Source organism: Planococcus maritimus, from assembly GCF_001687625.2.
In the GTDB taxonomy this organism is placed as follows: Bacteria; Bacillota; Bacilli; order Bacillales_A; family Planococcaceae; genus Planococcus; species Planococcus maritimus.
The window spans coordinates 1,158,058-1,175,268 of the sequence record NZ_CP016538.2 but is presented as its reverse complement, the minus strand read 5'-3'; the positions used below and the strand labels follow the sequence as shown (position 1 = coordinate 1,175,268).

At 47.5% G+C, this 17,211-nt stretch carries 21 protein-coding genes and 1 riboswitch; of the genes, 4 read left to right on the top strand and 17 right to left on the bottom strand.

What is annotated here, in order from left to right; genetic code table 11:
• Position 1 precedes the first annotated feature (1 nt).
• The gene (locus BBI11_RS05875; protein WP_068461461.1) at positions 2–1,495 is read right to left on the bottom strand and encodes a leucyl aminopeptidase; all 1,494 of its coding nucleotides are present in this window, start codon (positions 1,493–1,495) and stop codon (positions 2–4) included.
• 134 nt (positions 1,496–1,629) lie between these two features.
• Between BBI11_RS05875 and BBI11_RS05870 the strand changes: the two genes are divergently transcribed.
• Positions 1,630–2,103, top strand: coding sequence for a divergent PAP2 family protein (locus BBI11_RS05870; protein ID WP_058381190.1), 474 nt, complete (start codon positions 1,630–1,632; stop codon positions 2,101–2,103).
• Between the two features lie 49 nt (positions 2,104–2,152).
• Here BBI11_RS05870 and BBI11_RS05865 read toward each other — a convergent pair whose 3' ends face one another.
• From BBI11_RS05865 to BBI11_RS05845, 6 genes are all read right to left on the bottom strand, one after another.
• On the bottom strand, positions 2,153–2,482 hold the full coding sequence (locus tag BBI11_RS05865) for a YuiB family protein (protein ID WP_068461459.1): 330 nt from the start codon (positions 2,480–2,482) through the stop codon (positions 2,153–2,155).
• 150 nt (positions 2,483–2,632) lie between these two features.
• Positions 2,633–2,761 (bottom strand): YuiA family protein, encoded by a 129-nt coding sequence (locus BBI11_RS16465; protein ID WP_167358149.1) that lies wholly within the window; start codon positions 2,759–2,761, stop codon positions 2,633–2,635.
• A 179-nt stretch (positions 2,762–2,940) separates the two neighbouring features.
• Positions 2,941–3,441: an NUDIX domain-containing protein gene (locus BBI11_RS05860; protein WP_068461457.1), complete on the bottom strand. Its 501-nt coding sequence runs from the start codon at positions 3,439–3,441 to the stop codon at positions 2,941–2,943.
• Between the two features lie 59 nt (positions 3,442–3,500).
• Positions 3,501–4,715: an NAD(P)/FAD-dependent oxidoreductase gene (locus BBI11_RS05855; RefSeq protein WP_068465626.1), complete on the bottom strand. Its 1,215-nt coding sequence runs from the start codon at positions 4,713–4,715 to the stop codon at positions 3,501–3,503.
• Between the two features lie 184 nt (positions 4,716–4,899).
• Positions 4,900–5,262 carry a HesB/IscA family protein gene (locus tag BBI11_RS05850; protein ID WP_068461455.1) on the bottom strand — a complete coding sequence of 121 codons (363 nt, stop codon included), beginning with the start codon at positions 5,260–5,262 and terminating at the stop codon, positions 4,900–4,902.
• 79 nt (positions 5,263–5,341) lie between these two features.
• Positions 5,342–5,578 (bottom strand): NifU family protein, encoded by a 237-nt coding sequence (locus tag BBI11_RS05845; RefSeq protein ID WP_058381195.1) that lies wholly within the window; start codon positions 5,576–5,578, stop codon positions 5,342–5,344.
• Positions 5,579–5,661: 83 nt separating this feature from the next.
• Here BBI11_RS05845 and BBI11_RS05840 point away from each other — a divergent pair, with 83 nt between their 5' ends.
• Positions 5,662–5,988 carry a YuzD family protein gene (locus BBI11_RS05840; RefSeq protein ID WP_068461454.1) on the top strand — a complete coding sequence of 109 codons (327 nt, stop codon included), beginning with the start codon at positions 5,662–5,664 and terminating at the stop codon, positions 5,986–5,988.
• A 257-nt stretch (positions 5,989–6,245) separates the two neighbouring features.
• On the opposite strand, the gene BBI11_RS05835 is transcribed toward BBI11_RS05840, so the two are convergent.
• Entirely contained in the window at positions 6,246–7,313 is a 1,068-nt protein-coding gene (locus tag BBI11_RS05835; RefSeq protein WP_068461452.1) for an NAD(P)/FAD-dependent oxidoreductase, read from the bottom strand.
• A gap of 151 nt (positions 7,314–7,464) precedes the next feature.
• Here BBI11_RS05835 and BBI11_RS05830 point away from each other — a divergent pair, with 151 nt between their 5' ends.
• Positions 7,465–7,701 (top strand): YuzB family protein, encoded by a 237-nt coding sequence (locus BBI11_RS05830; protein ID WP_068461450.1) that lies wholly within the window; start codon positions 7,465–7,467, stop codon positions 7,699–7,701.
• Between the two features lie 22 nt (positions 7,702–7,723).
• Here the strand turns inward: BBI11_RS05830 and BBI11_RS05825 are convergent, their stop codons facing one another.
• The 9 genes from BBI11_RS05825 to BBI11_RS05790 form a co-directional block, all read right to left on the bottom strand.
• Positions 7,724–8,497, bottom strand: a complete 774-nt coding sequence (locus tag BBI11_RS05825; RefSeq protein WP_083389018.1) for a TIGR01457 family HAD-type hydrolase — start codon at positions 8,495–8,497, stop codon at positions 7,724–7,726.
• Complete coding sequence (gene hepT, locus BBI11_RS05820) at positions 8,484–8,942, bottom strand: type VII toxin-antitoxin system HepT family RNase toxin (protein ID WP_068461448.1); 459 nt, start codon at positions 8,940–8,942, stop codon at positions 8,484–8,486. The genes BBI11_RS05825 and hepT overlap by 14 nt, the downstream gene beginning before the upstream one ends.
• An 83-nt stretch (positions 8,943–9,025) precedes the next feature.
• Complete coding sequence (locus BBI11_RS05815) at positions 9,026–9,349, bottom strand: YutD family protein (protein WP_068461446.1); 324 nt, start codon at positions 9,347–9,349, stop codon at positions 9,026–9,028.
• A 173-nt stretch (positions 9,350–9,522) separates the two neighbouring features.
• Positions 9,523–9,645: a methionine/alanine import family NSS transporter small subunit gene (locus BBI11_RS16340; protein WP_141705936.1), complete on the bottom strand. Its 123-nt coding sequence runs from the start codon at positions 9,643–9,645 to the stop codon at positions 9,523–9,525.
• Positions 9,646–9,657: 12 nt separating this feature from the next.
• Positions 9,658–11,202, bottom strand: a complete 1,545-nt coding sequence (locus BBI11_RS05810; protein ID WP_068461444.1) for a sodium-dependent transporter — start codon at positions 11,200–11,202, stop codon at positions 9,658–9,660.
• A 200-nt stretch (positions 11,203–11,402) separates the two neighbouring features.
• Entirely contained in the window at positions 11,403–12,977 is a 1,575-nt protein-coding gene (locus tag BBI11_RS05805; RefSeq protein WP_068461441.1) for a Na+/H+ antiporter NhaC family protein, read from the bottom strand.
• Between the two features lie 110 nt (positions 12,978–13,087).
• A riboswitch (Lysine riboswitch) is annotated at positions 13,088–13,269 on the bottom strand.
• Between the two features lie 71 nt (positions 13,270–13,340).
• Positions 13,341–14,684 (bottom strand): bifunctional metallophosphatase/5'-nucleotidase, encoded by a 1,344-nt coding sequence (locus BBI11_RS05800; protein ID WP_068461439.1) that lies wholly within the window; start codon positions 14,682–14,684, stop codon positions 13,341–13,343.
• A gap of 12 nt (positions 14,685–14,696) precedes the next feature.
• Entirely contained in the window at positions 14,697–15,527 is an 831-nt protein-coding gene (locus BBI11_RS05795; RefSeq protein ID WP_068461436.1) for a sulfite exporter TauE/SafE family protein, read from the bottom strand.
• Entirely contained in the window at positions 15,527–16,387 is an 861-nt protein-coding gene (locus tag BBI11_RS05790; protein WP_068461434.1) for a DUF72 domain-containing protein, read from the bottom strand. Before BBI11_RS05790 ends, BBI11_RS05795 begins: the two co-directional genes overlap by 1 nt.
• A 115-nt stretch (positions 16,388–16,502) precedes the next feature.
• Between BBI11_RS05790 and BBI11_RS05785 the strand changes: the two genes are divergently transcribed.
• On the top strand, positions 16,503–17,180 hold the full coding sequence (locus tag BBI11_RS05785) for a DNA alkylation repair protein (protein ID WP_068461432.1): 678 nt from the start codon (positions 16,503–16,505) through the stop codon (positions 17,178–17,180).
• Positions 17,181–17,211: the final 31 nt, after the last annotated feature.

The window sequence follows — 17,211 nt, the reverse complement described above, 5'->3', positions numbered from 1 at the left end:
TTTATTCCTTGTGACCCAACTTCTCCACAAATAATGCCAGCGTTCTGACCATGGCGCCAGTGCCTCCAGCAGGGCCCAGATCGTACGCTCCATCAGCGTGGGATGTTCCGGCGATATCGAGATGGATCCACGGGGTATCCCCAACGAATTCACCGACAAAACCACCACCGAATATCATATGCCCATCGCGTCCGGGTGAATTGTTCAAGTCTGCGACATCGCTTTTGCGCAGCCGCTTTTTATCGCTTTCAGTAAGCGGCAATTGCCAAACAAACTCCCCAGCCTGCTTTGAGACATCTACTAGTTTGCTGTAAAACGCCTCATCGTTCGTCAATGCGCCCGTTTTGTCTTTACCGAGCGCAACAATAACACCGCCTGTAAGCGTCGCCACATCCACCACTTGGCTTGCTCCGAGCTGTTTGGCATACGTGACGGCATCCGCCAATACGAGACGTCCTTCAGCATCAGTATTCAGAATTTCAATTGTCTTGCCGCTCATCGATGTGATGACATCATCCGGTTTGAAGGCATCGCCTGATACCATATTGTCGGTAGAAGCAATGACCGCTACCACATCTTTAGCAGGCTTTAATTCACCGATAATACGCATGGCGCCGAGCACAGCGGCCGCTCCGCCCATATCCCCTTTCATGCCGACAATGCCGTCTTTCGGCTTGAGCGAATAGCCGCCCGTATCAAAAGTGATGCCTTTTCCGACCAAAGCTATCGGTGCTTCAAACTTATCTGTCGCTTTGTATTTCATGACGATCAGTCGCGGCTCTTCAACAGAACCTTGGTTGACGGCCAAAAGTGCGCCCATTCCAAGCTCTTCGATTTCGCTGCCGCCAAGAATTTCTGTTTCAAAACCGTAAGTCTCACCGAGATCTCGTGCGTAATCAGCCATTGCCGTTGCCGTCAGAATATTAGCCGGCATATTGACGAGCGTTCTTGCTTCGTTGACGGCCTCTGCATGAACTGTTCCGACAAATGCTGCCTGGCGGATCGCATCTACCGACTGATCCGTCAAAAAGCTCAGTGATTCAAGTCGATGATCTACTTCATTGGAATTGGTTTTGTAATCGGCAAATCGGTAAGCGCCCATTTGAATACCTTCAGCCGCAGCATGCGCGACTTGTTCCCCGTTCACTTCCCCATTTTCGAAAGAAGCGGTGTAGATGGCGGCATGGCGAATTTTTTCTTTGACGAGCCGCTTGCCTGCGATGCCAAAAGAACGGCGCAAATCGTCTGCGGTCAATTTTTTCCGGTCGCCGATGCCGACAAATAACACACGCGGGATGTCGCCTGTCAAGGTCGGGTAAATGCTCAGCGAGTTCGAATCGAATGACAAGCCGGCTTTGATCCATTGTGCCAATCGGCCATCAAAGCGCTTCTCTAATTCTTTCCAGCCCTCCGCATTTTCAGGGTGACGGCTTAAGCCGACAATCAAAATTTCGGCTTCGTTGTGTTCAGTTGATTTCAATACATTGATTTCCATAGGTATCCTCCTTTTAGCTGCATCTTCAGTGTATCATTCCTTCGGCTTCCGGAATAGTGGCATGAAGCGCGTGCCAGGACAGGCATATGATATACTTTCTGTACGGAATTTATGTGGAAGGGGCTGTTGGCCAAATGGAACTCTTATCAAATACGCCATTAATGATCGCGTTGTTTGCGATTTTTTTCGCCCAATTCGTTAAAATTCCCATTCAATATGCAGTTACACGAGAATTGAATTGGGGGCTTTTCACATCGACCGGCGGAATGCCGAGTTCACATTCTGCTGCCGTGACCTCATTGACGACAGCAGTCGCCTATGAGGCAGGCATTTCGTCGACTGTCTTCGCGGTATCCGCCCTTTTCGCGGTCATCACCATGTATGATGCGACAGGGGTTCGTTTTCAGGCCGGGCAACAGGCATTGACCATCAATCGCTTGCGCCAGGATTTGAATAACTTTATGGAAGAAACCCGCAAATGGCCATCCAAAAAAGAGGAAGAGAAAATAGAGGAACTCAAGACGCTGCTCGGCCACAAACCGAGTGAAGTGTTCATGGGGGCACTGACAGGAATTGCGCTGTCCGTCGTCTTCTATAGCATGCTCTAAAAAAAAGCCGGCCCGCAAATTTGCGGACCGGCTTTTTTGATAATCGGGCTCAAAACATTTGATACCCCATCTTGCGCAATATTTTCATGACAAATCCCGAAGTAACTGCCCCGAGAAAACCGGCTGTCAGGACCGCAATATCGCTGCCCGTCAACGAACGGATTGTATCTCCGAGCATGGCAAAGGATTCGCCTGGAGCCGTAAAATAATCAAACACACCGACATCGTCTATTACGAGCAAAATGACAACCGGATAGACAACTGCCATGAGCCACGTCATACGCAGCAGCATGTTCAACAGAAAGCCGATGCCGAAAAACATTACATAAAAAAGTAAGATGGAAATGATCAATTGGACAATAGTAAATGAACTGTTCATGGACTCTAACCTCCGTTATTCCTTTCCTCAGTTTACCCGAAACCCAAGCCCCTTTCAATGTGGAGGAACAGTATTCATGACTTTGTCACAGAAGAGCGCAGTCCATGAAAAAAGAGCAGCTGCATAGCTGCTCTTTTGTGTGTTCATAGTTTATTTGTTTTTTCCAGATCCTGAACAGCAGGAGCACGTTTCGGAGCCGCCCAATCGCAATTGGAAATATCCTTGGCCCGCGCAGTAAGGGCAATGGTTGCTAGTTGCTCTTTTCTTGAAGACTGTCATACGAAACACCTCCTCTGTTGTTTTTAATATTCTGATAATTGGTAATATATCACGTATCGCAAAAGGCCGCAAATGAAAAAGGCTATTTGTAAACGGATACAAACGCCTTTTTCTCATTTATTCTCTTCTATACTTCTTTTTTCTTATTATTTCAAAATAATCTGTTAATTAGTTCAAGGCTATTTATGTCGGAAAAATAATTTGTAGTCGGTATAACCAAAGATATGTCCAGGGTCGACATCTTCTATCGGCTCGAAGCCCTCTTCAACGATATAGGAAGCCATCTCGTGCAGCATGACTGAAGCGTCTTCATCGATTGATAACTCTGCAGGGGTACGCCAGGCAGCTTCGTACAGCTCTTCTTGCTGTGCCTGAATGGCTTGACCATCCTCAATTGGGCTCAACAAAAAAACTGCCATGTTATCGCTAATTCTCCCCTTAATAACACCTGAGCGAAAGCCGATCATACCGAGCAAGCGACAATCAATACCGGTTTCTTCCTTAACCTCCCTTAAGGCTGCTTGATCCACGGTTTCGTCTTTTTCGACGAATCCCGCTGGCAATGACCACTTGCCATGTAGCCCGCCGTAACGCTTTTTGACAACGAGCCATTCATTCTTTTGATTTACGACTAGCCCGGCAGCACCAAGCCAGACGTCTCCTCTTTTGCTTTTTGACATAGAGGTCCCTCCTTCTCGCCATGTGAAAAAAAGCCTCCCGCACTGGGAGGCTTTCGTTCTTATAGTACCTTGAATTTACCTTTTTTCAGGACAAGTCCAGGTCCACCAATCATATACAAGGCACGGTTGTCGATCATTTTCTTCATGAATGACGCGCGTTTTCCTGTTACCTTTTTGCCGAATACGACGCCAATTGCATCTTCATCGCCTAGTGAGCAAACAGTTCCTTTCAAGTCCGGTACGAACTCTTCAGTCGACCCTTCGCCCGCAAGTGCTTTAATGTTTTTCGCAATGCGTTCGCCTTGCTGCATCGCAATTTGTGCAGTTGGCGGATATGGACGATTCGTTTCTTCATTGATCATCAATGCGCAGTCACCGACGATGAACACATCGGAGTAGCCTGGTGCACGCATGTCTTTTTCGACTTTAATACGTGCGCGCATGCTCTCGATCGATGTTTCTTCAATCAAGCGGTTTCCGCGGACACCAGCTGCCCAAACAACTGTGCCAGCATAGATGAATTCAAACTCATCATCATTCTTCTTGATCTTCACGCCTTCTGGAGTCGCTTCTACGACAGGCGTTCCGATAGAGAACTCAATGCCTTTCGCCTGAAGATGGCCAACAGCATAATCTACCAATTCAGGATCGAATCCTGGCAAGACCATCGGTGCAGCCTCTACGCAGATAACGCGCACTTTTTCACGTGGCACATCATATTCTTTACATAGTTCAGGCACACGGTTCGCAAGTTCCCCAAGGAATTCGATTCCCGTAAAGCCAGCTCCTCCGACAACGATCGTCAAACGGCTGTCGTTCTTCACGTCTTCAGTCGACCAAGTCGCAAATTGGAATTCAATGTGCTCGCGGATATAACGCGCCGCTTTTACGTTGGCAATCGACAATGCATATGTGTCAAGGCCTTCGATTCCGAATGTTTCCCCTTCAAAGCCAAGTCCGATCACAAGGTAATCATAAGTGAATTCCCCGTTGTCAGTCGAAACTTTTTTGCTGTCAACGTCGATGCCTTCAACAGTAGCTTGGACAAAATTGACTTTGCCCGTATCGATGACGTCTGCGATATCGTAGCGCACTTGTTCCGGAAGCAATGTTCCTGCTGCCGCTTCGTGAAGCCACGTGCTTTCGTAATGATATTCGTTTTTGTTGATCAGCGTAATGTCCGCAGCGTCTGTCCCAAATTCTTTTTGCAAGTTCACTACAGTAGTCAAGCCACCATAGCCTGCACCTAATACTAATATTGACGGTCTTTTCAACACAATCGCAACCACCTTCAAGTCATTTTATGTACCGGAAATAATAAAACCGAATCCAGTAAACACCTATCCTCTATATTAGCCCTTTTGCAAAAGCTTTTCAACAGTTGAATGCCTCAGCACGAGATGCGTCATAGAAACGAAAATAAAAAAACCCGCTTTTGTCACAAAGCGGGTTCTTGCATCAGCAGTTTTCAGGAGTCCCTGCTTTTTTCGCAGTACGGAAACTCGTTCCGCAACCACATGAGGCAATGGCGTTCGGATTGTCGATCGTGAAGCCTCCGCCCATCAAGGACTGTTTGTAATCCACGATTGTTCCTTGCAAAATCGGGGCATCTTCTTTATTGATCAAAATACGGATACCGTGTTGTTCGTATTGATCGTCCTTATCAGAAGCTTCCGGCTCGAAACCCATGCCATAAGTCAAACCGCTGCATCCGCCGCCTTTAACAGCGACGCGCAGGAAGGACCCTTCCTCTTCGTTATGGCGCATCATTTCCTTCACTTGGAAAGAAGCGGCTTCTGTAATTTCTACAACTTGTGTCATCTACGTTCACCCTTTCTTTTCCATTTTGCTACCCGCATGGGGCAGACATAAAAAGGGACCTGTAGCAGGCCCCTGGACATTAAAAGACTTGTTCCACTTCAACAACGCCAGGAACTTCTTCAACGAGCGCGCGTTCGATGCCCGCTTTCAATGTGATCGTCGAACTTGGGCAGCTGCCACAAGCTCCGAGTAGGCGCAATTTCACAATGCCGTCCTCTACATCTACCAATTCACAGTCTCCCCCGTCGCGCAAAAGGAATGGCCGTAATTTATCTAAGACTTCCATTACTTGATCTTCCATCATAGCTTCAGTCATTTCTATCGACTCCTTTCATTACAATCATTATAATGTGAATAAGCACAAAAAGCCAATAATGAATTTTCAGGAGGCCATTATCCATGACAAAAAAACCGAACATCGAAGTTTACGGAACCGACCAGATCTGCGCCAGCTGTGTAAATGCCCCGTCGTCTAAAGATACCTACGAATGGCTCGAGGCGGCCATCTCACGAAAATACAAAGACCAGCCATTTTCAATAAGCTATATCGATATTGAGAAACCGCTGCAAGATGCCAAGCAACAAGACTATGCGGAGCGCATCTTAGAAGATGAATTTTTCTACCCGCTCGTGCTGGTCGAAGGTGAAGTGGTCGGTGAAGGCTATATTCAATTGAAACCCGTCTACCGGGAGCTCGAGAAACACGGCTTTACCGCTTCTGAGTAAATAAAAAAAGCGCTCCGGGGAGTTCATTTTTTCACGTTTCGTTCCAGCCGGACGCTTTCCGCGGGCACGGCCTCAACCGCTTCGTCGCTGACGCTCCCGCAGGAGTCGCCGGCTTCCACTTCACTGATATTGAGTCGTTTTCCTCAAAAAGATTTATGAATAATGCTATATATTTATTTTGCAAAAATGATCCCGTGTTTAAAAAATGAAACTGATATTTTCGTACTAAAAAAGCGCTCCGAGGAGCGCTTTTTTCTTTATCCGTTATGCCATTTATACATCCACAAGACGCCCGACTTCATCAGACGCGCAATTCGACCCGTGACGGTGCGGTCTGCGAGGTAAGCAAAGCCTTGTTTTTTCCCAAGGGAACCAAGGAAACCTTTCAGCTTAATCTCTGGCATCGTTTCAGGCAATGCTTCGCCTTTCCACTTCATGCGCAGCACTTTGACAATCTGTTCCGCTTGTTCTTCAGCTAATTGTGCAGAAGGCGCCATTGGAAGTGCCGCACAATCCCCAACAACATAAACATTCTCGTCGTTTGGCAATTGGTGGTATTGGTTGATGACGACGCGCCCGCTGCTGTCGCTATCCAAATTCAAATCGCGCACTGGTTTAACCGGCTGAATCCCGGCTGTCCAGACGACAGCATCTACGGGAATCGTTTCTTCATGGTTGTGGAGCAAGTTCGGCTCTACTTTTGTGATGTTTGAATTAGAGACGACATCGACGTTATTGTTATCGAACCACTTTTTCACAAAATTGCTGAGCCGTTCCGGGAAGTCGCGCAAAATCCGCGGACTGCGGTCAAACAGCTTGATCTGCAGATCTTTCCGGCTTTCGCGTAATTCGCTCGCAAGCTCGATGCCACTAAGCCCTGCACCGACGACACCAACAGTAGCTCCTGATTTTAAACCAAGTAAGGCTTCGTAGGTTTTCCGGGAATTACCGATGGTCTGGATGCTGTAGGTGAACTCATCCGCCCCCGGCACGCCATGATATTTATCGATGCAGCCAAGCCCAATGACCAAGTCATCGTATGCGATGCGCTGGCCATCTTCCAAGAAGATGCACTTTTCCTCCAGGCCGATTTCGCGTATTTCCCCATTGACGATTTTCAGGCGTTCGTGCTCCGGAAACGGCACACGTACCTCATGGTCAGACTCGGTGCCTGCCGCGAGTGCGTAAAATTCCGTTTTCATACTGTGAAAAGGCGTACGGTCGATGAGGATAATTTCCATGTCTTGCGGGAAATTATTCGGCAAAAGCCGAAGCAAGACCCTCATATTTCCATAGCCGCCGCCTAATAAGACTAGTTTCTTCATATAATTCTCCTTTAGCCCGTCATTCTGCTGTAGATTCCAAATATGAGTATAGCTGATTGTGATAACTTTCACAATCATTTCTCGGCAAAATCAATTAATTGACGGTTGAACGGAAACACGGTAGGATTTTCTAGTAGTGAGGTGAGCTGGAATGAATCCGATTATTGAATTTTGCATGAGCAATCTTGCCAATGGTTCAGAAGAGTCTTTTGCAAAATTAGAGCAAGACCCGAATCTGGATGTACTCGAATATGGTTGTTTAAGCTATTGTAGCCAATGCGCTGAATCCTTATTTGCACTCGTTAATGGTGAAATTGTGGAAGCGGACACCCCTGAAGAGCTAACCCAGAAAATATATACATTCATAGAGGAAAATCCTTTGTTTTAAGCCGCCTGTTAAGCGGCTTTTTTTAATGTTTCCAAAAACCAAGATTTTCAAGCAGATGTGTCGGAGGATGATCTTTTTGCATCACGGCATCCATCGAGGTCACGCCCGTGTTGACATGGACCGTATCGATACCAAAACGGATACCGGCTTGTATATCCGTATCGTAATTATCCCCGATCATCACCATGTCTTCTTTTTCAAATCCCCATTCCTGCTGAATCGCTTCGAGCATATGGATTTCTGGCTTGCCGATATATACTGGGTCAATATCTGTCGCTTTTGATACCACGGCCGTAAAAGATCCGTTGCCTGGCAGAAACCCTTGTTCTGAAGGGAATGCCAAATCCTTATTGGTCGACAAGAAGACAGCTCCCTTTTGCACTTCAAGACAAGCACGGGATAGCTTGTCATACGAAATCTGCAGATCAAGGCCCATCAAAACGATATCCGCCTGCTGTTCGACGCGCTCAATTCCTTCTGCATCAAGTGCCTCTTTCAAGCCATCTGAACCGATCAAGTAAACTGTGCGTCCAGGATACCAGCGCTTGATGTATTTCGCTGCCGCTACCGCTGAAGACATAATACGCGATTTATCGGCCTGGACCCCAACTCGTTTCAGTTTTTCGTATAATTGGTCCTGTGTTTTAGAAGCGTTGTTCGTCACATAAAAAGCTTCAATGCCGTCTTCTTGCAAGCGGCTGACGAATTGGGCAGCTTCTTGTACCGGTGCCTCGCCCCGGTACACAGTGCCGTCCAAATCCAAACAATAAGCTTTGTAGCGTTTAATTTTTTCCATTTTCGTTCTCCGGGATAAACGCAGAAACTGGGCCGAGTTCATGCTCAAGATAATGGGCCACTTTAGGGCCGAATTGCTTCAGGCTGTCCAGGTGGGCATCCAGCACCCGCTTGATTTCGGCATGGTCGACCGCAATGAATTCACGCACCAGCATCTTGCGCAGTCCAACAAGCTCTTTTAACGGTTGGTCCATTTCTTCAGTGATCACTTTTTCATCCACGAGTATATCGATGATATCTTCGTAACTACCCGGATCGCGCATAATAAAACCATCGATCATGGAATTTCCGACGTCGATCACCGCTTCAATCGCCCCGAGTGCGAGACGCTCCAAAGCCAATTGGTCTTTTAAAGTTTCCCAGCTGCCGTTCTCTTCATATAATGCGATGAGTGCATCCATATAGGTGATGGCTTGCTTGATGTTTCCACGGTCGATAAAGTACATAATAAGTCCCTCCATTTAGCTGTTTCTCGCTGTGTCTTTTCTTCTCTATCATATCATACAGACACAAAAAAACCCCCAGCGGCTCAATCCGCCTCGGGGGTTTCCAGGTGTTCCTGCACTTCCGGTTCAGGCGCTTTTCCTGCCTTTTTCAAAACAAAATAAGAGCATCCAAAATTACAGTATTCGTATAAATAATCTTGAAGCGTGCTAATCTTCGTATCGTAGCTTGCTTTATTATTGGTATCGTCAAAAAATCCTTTTAAACGAAGCTGCCCGTATCCCCAGTCGCCCAGGATGTAATCGTATTTGGCCAGAATATCGCTGTACCTGTTCTCGAACGCTTCTTGCTGAAACCCTTCGCGATGATCCTCGATCACCTCGTAATTCCATTTCTCAATTGTGATCAATATCCTCACCATCCATACCTAGTAATGACAAAAGCCTGGGCCCGCATCATTCTGCTTTACGTGCTTGAATCCTGCTTCAAATGTATCACAACAGGGCTTTGTGGACAAGCTGTGCTATTGGCCTAGGTACAAACAAAAACCTCTGGCGACTCTTGTGCCAGAGGTTTTTGTTTCTATCCTAAGTCTTCTGCTTTATTTGCTTTACTGGATTTTACAGCGTGGAAAATACTCGCTGCAAGGCCACCCCAGAGGAGGACCATCCCGATGATCATGACTACAATCGCGCTAACTGACATGCCGATTCCCCCTTATTCTTTTTCTTTTGCTGGATGTTCGGAATGCTCGTCGTAATAGCGGTAGTTTTTATGCCATTTGCCGAGCGAGAACAAGATGCCGAAGATCAAGGCTCCTGCTGCGACGGCTACGCCGCCGAACAAGGTGAACATATTGGAATAGCCTTCATAGTTACCAGTATCCGTTTCGAATTGCTGGAAAATGTTCAAGCGCAGTAAGCCGAACATCATATAGCCAAGAACGATTGGCGTGATGACGCCTAGGCTGAACTTCCACCAGCCGCCGAGACGGATGTCCGAGATTTCGTTTGCATGGTCTTGCAAAGCACCTGCTTTTCGCAAGATCCAAACGACCATGACGACTTCCACAAGACCGACAGCCGCGACACCGAATTGGTTGATGTAGTAATCGGCGATATCCAAGAAGAACAAACCGCCTTGAGTAGCGAAAAGGATGGAAATCAAAGCTGCAAGGCCCCCGCCGATTGCGACTGCTTTACGGCGTGAAATCCCGAATTTCTCGGTGAATCCAGCGACATAGGTTTCAGTGATCGACATAAGCGATGTGAGTCCCGCAAGCGTCAATGACAAGAAGAATAGGAATCCGAAGAGTCCATTAAATCCTGGGAATTCATTGATGATCGCCGGGAATACAACGAAGGCAAGACCAACGCCGGCAGATGCTACATCCGCCACTTCTACGCCTGATTGCGCTGCCATGAACCCAAGTACTGCAAATACCCCGATACCGGCAAGTAACTCAAAACTTGAGTTCGCAAATCCAGTAATGAATGCGTTATTCGTGATATCCGATTTTTTCGGAAGGTAACTGGAGTAAGTGATCATGATCGCAAAAGCGACCGATAAACTGAAGAAGATATGCCCATAGGCCGCAACCCAAACGGTCGGGTCCATAATGGCGTCAAAGTTCGGCTTGAAGAATGCTTCTAAGCCCATTGCTGCCCCGTCAAGCGTCACTGCGCGAATAACAATGACAATGAAGATAAGCACCAAAGTTGGAATGAAAATCCGGTTGGCCAATTCGATTCCTTTTTTGACCCCAGCAAGCAAGATGCCAAGCGTGATGGCCCAAACAATTACTAACGGAATGAAAATGCCCCAGACGATTCCCCCGGTTTCGCCTGGCGATACAGTCAGTTGAAGAAAATCACTGAATAGGAAGCCTTCTGTATCTTCGCCCCATGCCTGATTGAATGAGAACAACGTGTAACGCATCGCCCAAGCGATGATGACGGCATAATAGACGGATATAACGAACGATACGAACATCGCCCACCAACCAAGCCATTCTGCTTTCTTGCCGCTCATTCTAAAAAATGAAAGTGGTGCGGATCCGCGATAACGATGGCCGATAGTGAACTCCAATATGAGAATTGGAATCCCGGCAGTTAAAAGAGCAAACAAATACGGTATAAAAAATGCGCCCCCACCATTTTCATAAGCTACATACGGGAATCGCCAAATATTCCCTAACCCTACTGCTGAACCGACTGCCGCCATAATAAAACCGGCTCTCGTTCCCCATGTAGAACGTTCCATTTCTCTTCCCCCTTTTGTTTGTAACTTCCAATTTTTTAACAGAAAAATAGGAAGTTTGTTTATATTCAGATTATTTTGGAATCTAAATTTAGTATAACTAGGGCCTTGTGCAAAGTAAAGATAATTTCTGAAAATTTTTCAAAAAAACTATTATAACAATAATAAAAAGGTGGAGATAGTTTATCTCCACCTTTGAAATCTTAGTTCTGTTCATGTTTTTCCATTAAGGTTGTACGCTTAGACCAGAAAACGAATAGTATTGCCAATACAATAGCTACCGCTCCAAGAGCTAAAGGCAAGGAGCCGGTAAAGCCTATGACGATATACCCTATCGCTGCAATGGCAGCCGAGGTCAATGCATAAGGAAGCTGTGTCACGACATGGTCCATATGGTTACTCCCTGCACCTGTCGATGACAAGATGGTCGTATCCGAAATCGGCGAGCAATGATCTCCGAATACAGCCCCTGCCAAAACTGCCGATAACGAAGCGAGCAATAACTCAGGTTCCGCCTGGATCATGATCGTACCAGCGATCGGCAGCAAGATCCCGAACGAGCCCCAAGAAGTGCCCGTTGAAAAGGCCATGACGCCTGCTAGCACAAACAGTAACACCGGCAGTACACTAGTCGGTACATTGCCGCGTGCCACTGCATCGGCAAGATAAGTCCCAGTTTGCAGCGCGTCGATCAAATAAGTCAGCGACCAGGCAAAGATCAAGATAAACACTGCGCCAGCCATCGATTGAATACCAGCCCAGATGCCTCTACCGATCCACTGCACTTTTGCCACTTCGTTGCGTTTGATTTGAAGGGCGTACAGGATAATTGCAGCAAGCGCACCAATAAGGCCGCCTGTGATCAAGGACAATGGCACATCCGTGTTTTCAAAAATGAGCCAGATGTCGAATACTTCTCCCGCGTTTACATAACCTGTCCAGATCATTGCGGCAACCGTTCCGACGATTAATAGCAAGATCGGCAATAACAGATCACGCACACGCCCGTGTGAATGGCTCGGGAAATCTTCTTTCATCTCACCCGGAATTACTTTGTCCGGATTGAACAGTTGGCCTTCTGTAATTGCCAAACGTTCATGCTTTTTCATTTCCCCAAAATCGACATCACGGATAGCGACGAAAAGAACAATGGCCAATGCCGCGATGACATAAAAGTTCATCGGGGCCATCCAGAGAAAGGCTTCCAAGGCTGAATACTCCAAGAAAGTCTGGCCTGCCAGAATCGTGCCGATAATGCCGATGATCGCTGCGCCCCAGCTTGATACCGGAGACACAACACAAATTGGAGCCGCTGTAGAATCGATGAAATAGGCAAGTTTTGCCCGTGATACTTTATAGCGATCTGTAATCGGCCGTGCAACTTGCCCGACCGCCAACGCGTTGAAATAATCGTCGATGAAGATCAAGATACCAAGAAATACCGTAACCAATTTCGCCCCGCGGCGTGTTTTCACGCGTGCTGAAGCCCAGTCGGCGAAGGCATGGCTACCGCCAGACAAGCTAACGAATGCGGTAATGACGCCTAGCAATAACAAGAACAAAATGATAAAGACATTGTAAGCATTAAAGCCCTCGTTCCAAAAAATGACCGCAAACGAAGTGAATAATTCATTCAGGGCCTCTACTGGCGCAAACGAAGTCAGGATCAGCGCAGCCGCGACAATACCCACACCGAGTGACAGCAATACACGCCGCGTCAACAACACCATCGCAATCGCGATGATTGGCGGCAGTATCGAAAAAATCGTGTTTTCCATAATTAGATTCCTCCTATTCATTTTGATGGTAAGGCCTAGACTAAAAAAAGCCGGCTCATCCAATGGATAAACCGGCTTCCTACAATTCGTCTGTGTGCACAAGCATCAAACAACCCTGTAGCTCTCCATCTGCAGCAACCTGCAAATGACAGTGGCATTCCTCTTCGAAATGTCCCCAATCGCCGACTCCTTGACCTGGAGACGGAAATTTCGGCAAGCTCCCCTTTCAGATGTGGTCAACGCGGTCAACTCGCACATCCTACTGATGGAGGCTGCAGCCTCTACCCATCGATATCTAATTCATAAAAAGCATAGCCCAAAATGCACAGAAAATCAACTAACAGTCCATTTTGAATGTTTGTTCTATTTCACGGTTTTCATGCGGAAATAGTCACCGAACACATCTCGCAAAAACTCCGGCATGAAATAACTCTTCGGTGCACGCTTAAGTGCAGGGAAAAAATAACCGAATGTGAAGAGGTCGAGAGTCGCAAGCCGGTAAATGCGATCCGGGTCTGCCGGTTCGCCGCCCACCATCAATTGATGGTTATGCATGTTCATCCCGCTATGGATCATGCGGCCAAATACCGCTCCTCGAAAGCCCATCCCTTTCAGCTCAAGCTGTGGCCAGTCTTCGTTCAAAGACTGCAAATAAATTTCCTTCAGTTCTGCGCCGCTCAGGTCAATAACGCACGGATTGATTGGATGCGGCAACATACGATGAAAATCGTAGCGCGTCATTTCGCCTTCCGGCATATCTTCCATAAATATGCCGGCGTTGAAGAGCCCGCAATCCGCTGTGGCAAAAGAAACCAAGGCATCGCCGAACAGCTCGGCCATCGCGGAGTGCTTGAACCACTCGGCTTTCATGGGGCGTTCGTTATAGAAGACAGTCTCAGCCATCTGCTGTTTACCAACACCGACCAAGTATTCATTGAACCCTTCATCGGCTTCTGGCAATTGGTCAGTCTCGATCACTTCTGCGGTCATCTTGCGCGTTTCGAGGTCAATTTCGATATGGCCGACATAATAGCCGAATTTGCCGGCAGCCCCGAGCAATGTATTGCCGATTTCTTTTCCTTGATGGAATAGATGATGGGTATGCGCCCCTAAAATGATATCGATCTCCGGACATTCGACAGCCAAAAGCTCATCTTCACGGATGCCAAGATGCGACATGCAGATAATCAAATCGACTGATTGGCGGATTTCTGCCGCCTCACGCTTGATCGCTTCCCTGCCGCTCGTCACTTGCCAGCCGAGACGACGATAAAAGGGCGTAAATTCAGCGGTAGCAGCGACGAGTCCGATCTTCGTGCCATCTGTTGTTTCAATGATTTTGTTTGGGCTGGCCCATGGTGGCTGCTTGCCATCCATATCCATTAAATTAGCGACCACTATGGAAAAATCAGCTTGATCGTACAGCTCATCGAGTTCTGATTTCGATAATGTGATCCCTTCGTTATTGCCAATCGTCACGGCATCGTATCCTGCTTCATTGAGCAGCTCGATATTGCCCTTTCCTGCTGAACCTTCGGTAAACGGATGTGAGCGGTCTACATGGTCCCCGATGTCGAGCACCAAACACATATCACCAGCTTCCTCATGCCACTGCCTGCGTCCCTTCAGCAAGGATTGAATACGCGGCCAATGCGTGAAATGGCTATGCAAATCGTTTGTATGATAAATATGAATGATTTCACTCATGTCAAACACCTCTTATGAACTGAAGATTCCTTCGTAAATCGATCGGAGCCCGAATAATAATAACGCAATCCGCAGCACGACAACTAGTGTCTCAGATTGGATGTTGCGGTTCAGCCTTGCCCCTAACTTTGCTCCGATATAAGCAGAAGGGATAATGGCTAAAGTATAAATCCATGGCACATTCCCAAGCGAGACATGTGTAATAGAGTTGACAATGGCCGATAAGAAAACCATGAGCATCGACGTTCCAACAGCGACATGGGGAGGAAATAAAAACAGCAGGATCATGGCCGGCACAAGAATCGATCCGCCGCCAATACCGAACAGGCCGGATGCAAAGCCGATGAAAAAAGTCAATGCGAGCGCAAACCATATTGGATAGCCGTAGATGTATTCCTGATCCGTTTTGCGGTCATAAAAGCTTCTCCTTGTGCCGTTGTCCACAAACCAGCTGACTGCCTTCAAGCGGTCTCTTAATAATAACAAAAGCGACAAACACACTAACAACAAGCCGAAATACAATTGAAAAGACGGCACATCGAGGCTGCGGTTGACGTAGGCGCCCACTACCGTTCCCGGCGCACTGCCAAGAAAGAAAATAAAGCCGCTCCGGTAATCAACAGTTCCCACTTTCATATAGGCAATCGTCGAAGACAAGCCGGTAAAAATCATCATGACGACCGACAAGCCGACAATTTGTTGAGGGGACAAGTCCGGGAATAGACTGACCGATGAGCTGAGAAACAACAGGGCCGGCACCAAGATGACGCCTCCGCCCAAGCCGATCAGCGCGCCGACAATGCCGGAAGCCAGACCGGCCGCCAGAAGGATAAGGAAGACCATCAAAAATCGCCTTCGAACAAGTCCAGCTGTTTCGGCGACAGGCCTTCAAACTGCAAACTGTTCAATTCCTGGAATTCTTTGGCGTCTCCCGCGGCATGCCCGCCTGAATTATTATTGAAGATGACATAAACTTGCTCCGCTTGTTGCTCGAGGCGTTTTACGGCCTGGCTGATTTGCTCCAGCTCTTGCTGATTGTAATCGTATAAATAGCGTACCTCTCGCCATTTTTCAGCATTTCCCGGATTTAGCCACCCGTGGACATTGCGGCCATGCAAGCGCAGCAGCACTTTATCCTTGCGGCTCGATTCCGGCACTAGCGGAATCGAGCCATCCCCCGCTTGCGGTTCATCGCATACTGAATGGATTAAATCATTTTCAAGGAGAAACGCTAAAGTTTTGTCTTTCATGCCCTCTGCGTACCAAGACTGGTGGCGGAATTCGACCGCTAAATCAAATTCCTGCAGTTCTCCGATAATGCTGCGAATTTCATCGACATGTTCTTTCTGGCAGTCGAACCATGGCGGAAATTGCAATAATACCATCGCGAGTTTGCCAGATTCTTTTAATGGCCGGACCGATAACCGGTAGGCTTCAAACATTTCCTCCCGGCTATCGAACGGATTTTCGCCGCGCTGATGCCCTGTCATGCCTTGATAGGCTTTGACGACGAATTGGAAGTTATCAGGCGTCTCGCGGATCCATTTACGGATATTGCGTTCAGGCTGGACTGCATAAAACGAAGAGTCCAACTCGACAATCGGGAAATGTGCACTGTAATCGGTCAGTTTATCTTTTTGTTTCGACCCGGGGCTATACACATCCGGATGATCGCCCCAGCCCGTCAATCCAACATAAATCATCGTCCTGCCTCCATTTTCGTTATTATTTTATGATAGCATAGAACAAAACAGGCGTCCTTTTTGAGGTGCGTGCGCCGCTTTAGGCTTAGTTTACAATCGGTGAGGAGGTATTGACATGAATAAGGCCTGGAATACCACGGCACTTATTGCCCGCTTTGAAGGCCACCGCAATGAAGAGTTGGCCATTCAGATGGCCGCCTATATGAAACACAAATTCCCATTTTTAGGAATCCAAAAACCTCTCCGTACTGTTTTGATGAAAGCACATCTGACGGAATACTGCCTCCCCCGTAAAGCAGAATTAAAAAACGCCGTTCGAGCGCTATATGCACTGCCAGAGCGGGAATATCATTACGCTGCCATCGACTTGCTTGAAAAAGCGAAAGCGGAATTGACACAAGGCGACTTGCCGTTTTTACGTCAATTGATCGAGTCCAATTCCTGGTGGGACAGCGTCGATGCCATCTCCCCGAAACTTGCTGGGGCTATTGTTCTGCTCGACCGAAAAGCTGCGGCGCCGGTGATGCTCGAATGGTCGCAAGCAGACAATTTCTGGACTAACCGGGCAGCCATTTTGCACCAATTGAAGTTTAAGCAGCAAACCGATACTCATTTGCTCAGCGACATCTTGACACAGCATGTGGAATCGAATGAATTCTTCATTCAGAAATCCATCGGCTGGGCTTTGCGGGAATACGCAAAAACCGACCCGGAGTGGGTGCTGGATTTCGCAGCGGCCCATTCACTGCGCCCATCGAGCAGGCGGGAAGCCTTGAAACACATGAAAAAATAAGCTTTGGCTTCCATAAGGGAGCCAAAGCTTA